5 protein-coding genes and 1 pseudogene are annotated in these 4,270 nt (G+C 63.8%); all 6 read left to right on the forward strand.

Going from position 1 to position 4,270, the window contains the following annotated elements; translation table 11 throughout:
- Positions 1-402, forward strand: a pseudogene (locus tag BFP96_RS21615) (alpha/beta hydrolase); the annotation flags it as partial.
- Positions 399-1,880, forward strand: coding sequence for an aldehyde dehydrogenase (locus BFP96_RS21620; RefSeq protein ID WP_065936982.1), 1,482 nt, complete (start codon positions 399-401; stop codon positions 1,878-1,880). The pseudogene BFP96_RS21615 and the gene BFP96_RS21620, both read left to right, overlap by 4 nt.
- 12 nt (positions 1,881-1,892) lie before the next feature.
- A complete protein-coding gene (locus BFP96_RS21625; RefSeq protein ID WP_065936983.1) occupies positions 1,893-2,378 on the forward strand; it encodes a flavin reductase family protein in 486 nt (161 codons plus the stop codon).
- Positions 2,379-2,391: 13 nt separating this feature from the next.
- Positions 2,392-2,781: a carboxymuconolactone decarboxylase family protein gene (locus BFP96_RS21630; protein WP_065883580.1), complete on the forward strand. Its 390-nt coding sequence runs from the start codon at positions 2,392-2,394 to the stop codon at positions 2,779-2,781.
- 23 nt (positions 2,782-2,804) lie between these two features.
- Positions 2,805-3,557: a GntR family transcriptional regulator gene (locus BFP96_RS21635; protein WP_057721964.1), complete on the forward strand. Its 753-nt coding sequence runs from the start codon at positions 2,805-2,807 to the stop codon at positions 3,555-3,557.
- Between the two features lie 2 nt (positions 3,558-3,559).
- Positions 3,560-4,123, forward strand: coding sequence for an NUDIX hydrolase (locus BFP96_RS21640; protein WP_065892007.1), 564 nt, complete (start codon positions 3,560-3,562; stop codon positions 4,121-4,123).
- Positions 4,124-4,270: the final 147 nt, after the last annotated feature.

Genomic DNA, 4,270 nt, shown 5'->3' on the forward strand with positions numbered 1-4,270 from the left:
GATGCGAACGCGCAAGCGGCGCTGTCGCGCTGGTTCAGCCCTGAATACCAGGCGGCCAACCCGGCGCAGATCGCCGCGCTGCGCCAGACCCTGGCGGGCAACGATCCCCAGGGCTACCTCACCACCTACGAGCTGTTTGCGACCCAGGACATGTACCGCGCCGACGACCTCAAGGGCCTGCGCGTGCCCACCCTGGTCGCCACCGGCGAACTGGACCCCGGCTCAACGCCGGAAATGGCCCGGCAACTGGCCGACTGTATTCCCGGTGCCACGGTTGCGGTGCTGGCCGAGCAACGGCATATGATGCCGGTCGAATCACCGCGCCTGGTCAACAGCCTGCTGCTGGGGTTCCTCGACACCGTGTACACCCAAAATAATCCAATAAAGGGGATCGTTGCATGACACTCGCACGCTTCCAGATGTGCATCGGCGGTGAATGGGTCGATGCCCTGTCCGGCAAGACTTTCGACAGCCTCAACCCGGCCCTGGCCGAACCCTGGGCGCAATTGCCCGATGCCGATGAAGCCGACGTGGACCGCGCCGTACAGGCCGCACAAACGGCTTTTGAGAGCCCGGCCTGGCGTGGCCTCAGCGCCACCGCACGGGGCAAACTGCTGCGCCGCCTGGGTGACTTGATCGCCCAGAACACCGAACAACTGGCGCAGTTGGAAAGCCGCGACAATGGCAAGCTGATCCGCGAGACCCGCGGCCAGGTCAGCTACCTGCCGGAGTTCTTCCACTACACCGCAGGCCTGGCCGACAAGCTCGAAGGCGGTACCTTGCCGCTGGACAAGCCGGACCTGTTCGCCTACACGGTCCACGAAGCCATGGGCGTGGTCGCCGCGATCATTCCGTGGAACAGCCCGCTGTACCTGACGGCGATCAAGCTCGCGCCGGCCCTCGCGGCAGGCAATACCATCGTGATCAAGCCCTCGGAACACGCTTCGGCGACTGTCCTGGAACTGGCGCGCCTGGCCCTCGAAGCCGGCATTCCGCCAGGCGTGGTCAACGTGGTGACCGGCTACGGCCCAAGTACCGGCGCCGCCCTCACCCGTCACCCGCTGGTGCGCAAGATCGCCTTCACCGGCGGCGCGGCCACCGCACGGCATGTGGTGCGCAGCAGCGCGGAGAACTTCGCCAAGCTGTCGCTGGAGCTGGGTGGCAAGTCACCGAATATCATTTTTGCCGACGCCGACCTCGACAGCGCCATCAACGGTGCGATTGCCGGGATCTTCGCGGCGTCAGGGCAAAGTTGCGTGTCCGGGTCGCGCCTGCTGGTGCAGGACGACATCTACGACGAGTTCGTCGAGCGCCTGGTGCAGCGCGCCGAACGCATCCGCATCGGCAACCCCCTGGACGATGCCAGCGAAATGGGCCCCATGGCCACCGCCCAGCAACTGGCCGTGGTCGAAGGCCTGGTGGCGGATGCCATCGCCGAAGGCGCACGCCTACGCACCGGTGGCAAACGCCCGCAGCACCTCGGTGAAGGCTGGTTCTATGAGCCGACGTTGTTCGAGTGCGACGCCAACTCAATGAAAATCATGCAGGAAGAAGTGTTCGGCCCGGTGGCTTCGGTGATCCGTTTCAAGGACGAAGCCCAAGCGCTGGCGATTGCCAACGACTCCCAGTTCGGCCTCGCCGCCGGCATCTGGACCCGCGACCTGGGCCGCGCCCATCGACTGGCCCGCGACGTGCGCTCGGGGATTATCTGGGTCAACACCTACCGCGCCGTCTCGGCCATGGCGCCCATCGGCGGCTTCAAGAACAGCGGCTACGGACGCGAAAGCGGCATCGATTCGGTGCTGGCCTACACCGAGCTGAAGACGGTGTGGATCAACCTGTCCCAGGCGCCCATGCCTGATCCCTTTGTGATGCGTTAAGAGGCCACACCCATGATCGAACCCGGCATTTACAAAGACGTCATGAGCTCGTTTCCTTCGGGCGTCACGGTGGTCACCACCCTCGACCCGGACGGCGGTATCGTCGGCATTACCGCCAGCGCATTCAGTGCGCTGTCGATCGACCCGGCCCTGGTGCTGTTCTGCCCCAACTACGCGTCGGACACCTACCCGATCCTGCGCGACAGCAAGCGCTTCGCCATCCACCTGCTGTCCGCCGGCCAGACCGCCGAAGCCTATGCCTTCGCCAGCAAAGGCAAGGAAAAGGCCAAGGGCATCGAGTGGCACCTCAGCGAGCTGGGCAACCCGCTGCTGGCCAACGCCACGGCCATCATCGAGTGCGAGTTGTGGCGCGAATACGACGGCGGTGACCACGCGATCATTGTCGGCGCGGTGAAGAACCTGATCCTGCCCACACAGCCGGTCACGCCGATGATCTATCACAAAGGCAAGCTCGGCGCGCTGCCGACCCTGGCCTGAGGAACACTGAACCATGAGCAACGACAAGTATGAACAGGGCCTGAAAATCCGTACGCAAGTCTTGGGTGAAGCCTACGTACAGCGTTCAATCGACAACGCCGACGACTTCACGCGACCGCTGCAGGAGATGGTCACCGAGTACTGCTGGGGCCATGTGTGGGGCCGGGAGGGTTTGTCGCTTAAAGAACGCAGCATGATAAACTTGGCAATGATTTCGGCCCTCAATCGGCCTCACGAACTCAAGCTGCACGTGCGCGGCGCCTTGCGCAACGGGCTGAGTCGTGAACAAATACGCGAAATTCTGCTTCAGGTCGGCATTTACTGCGGGGTTCCCGCCGCCGTGGACAGCTTCCGGCTGGCCCGTGAAGCCTTCGCCGAAGCCGATGCCGAGGCCTCCAGTTAACCGCCACATTCAGAGCAAACCCCATGAAACGCGCGCCCCTCGACGACAGCTTCAAGGTCAATCACAACCCGGTCACCCTGCGCGAAATCGTGCTGGAGAAACTGCGCAGCGCCATCATGAATTTCCAGCTGCTGCCCGGTGACCGCCTGGTGGAGCGCGACCTGTGCGACCGCCTTGGCGTCAGCCGCACGTCGGTGCGCGAAGCCTTGCGCCACCTGGAATCCGAAGGCCTGGTGGAATTCGCCGATGCCAAGGGCCCGCAGGTGGCGATCATCACCCTGGCCGATGCCGTCGATATCTATGAACTGCGCTGCGTGCTCGAAGGCTTGATCGTGCAGCTGTTCACCCTGCGCGCCAAGGCCAAGGACATCAAGGCCCTGGAAAAAGCCCTGGAGGAAAACCGCAAGGCCCTCAAGGAAGGCGAACTGCAGCAAGTGATCGACTCCGTGCAGGGCTTCTACGATGTGTTGCTCGAAGGCTGCGGCAACCACGTGGCCGCCACTCAGTTGCGCCAGTTGCAGGCGCGTATCAGCTACCTGCGCGCGACGTCGGTGTCCCAGCAGAACCGGCGTGGCGCCAGCAACCAGGAAATGGAGCGCATGGTCCAGGCGATCAAGAGCGGCGACCCCCTCGCCGCCCACCAGGCCTGCGTCGATCACGTACGTGCCGCGGCAGCCGTGGCCCTGGATTACCTCAAGCGCAAACAGGAAGAAACCGGCAAGCTCCCCGAGATCACCCTGCCCATCGCGCTCAAAGAACCGCGCATAGGTCACTGACCGTGCCCGGCCCCAGCTTCTGCCCGACCTGCGGCGGCCATGACCTCGGTCACCAACTGCCACCGGGCGACACCCACGAGCGCCTGATGTGCCGGGGCTGCGGCTACATCCACTACATCAACCCCAAGATCATCGCCGGCTGCATCATCGAGCAGGACGGCAAATACCTGCTGTGCCAGCGCGCAATCCCCCCGCGCCCCGGCACCTGGACGCTGCCGGCGGGCTTCATGGAAGGGGGCGAAACCACCGAAGAAGCGGCGTTGCGCGAAGTCTGGGAAGAGACCGGCGTGCGCGCCGAAATCGTGTCGCCCTACTCGATTTTCAGCGTGCCGAAGATCAGCGAGGTGTACATCATCTTCCGCGCCATCGCGCTGGAGATCACCGGCCAGTTCGGCCCGGAAACCCTGGCCTACACCTTCTTCGCCCCCGAGGACATCCCTTGGGACAGCATCTACTACCCGGCGATCCGGCAGATTCTGGAGCGCTATATCGAAGAGCGCCAGGCGGGGGTGTATGGCATTTACATGGGGAATGATGACAGCGGCAAGATTCACTTCATACGCTGATCTTCAGCCTAATGTGGGAGGGGGCTTGCCCCCGATGGCGGCCTCTGGGCCGGCCGGGATGTTGGATCAGATCGAGTACATATCCGTTTCTGCGGTAACGGCCACTTAGGGTTCCGCCCTGACGGCGGCTCACTTTTGAAAAGCGCA

This window comes from Pseudomonas sp. 34 E 7 (assembly GCF_900005715.1).
Taxonomy (GTDB): Bacteria; Pseudomonadota; Gammaproteobacteria; order Pseudomonadales; family Pseudomonadaceae; genus Aquipseudomonas; species Aquipseudomonas orientalis_A.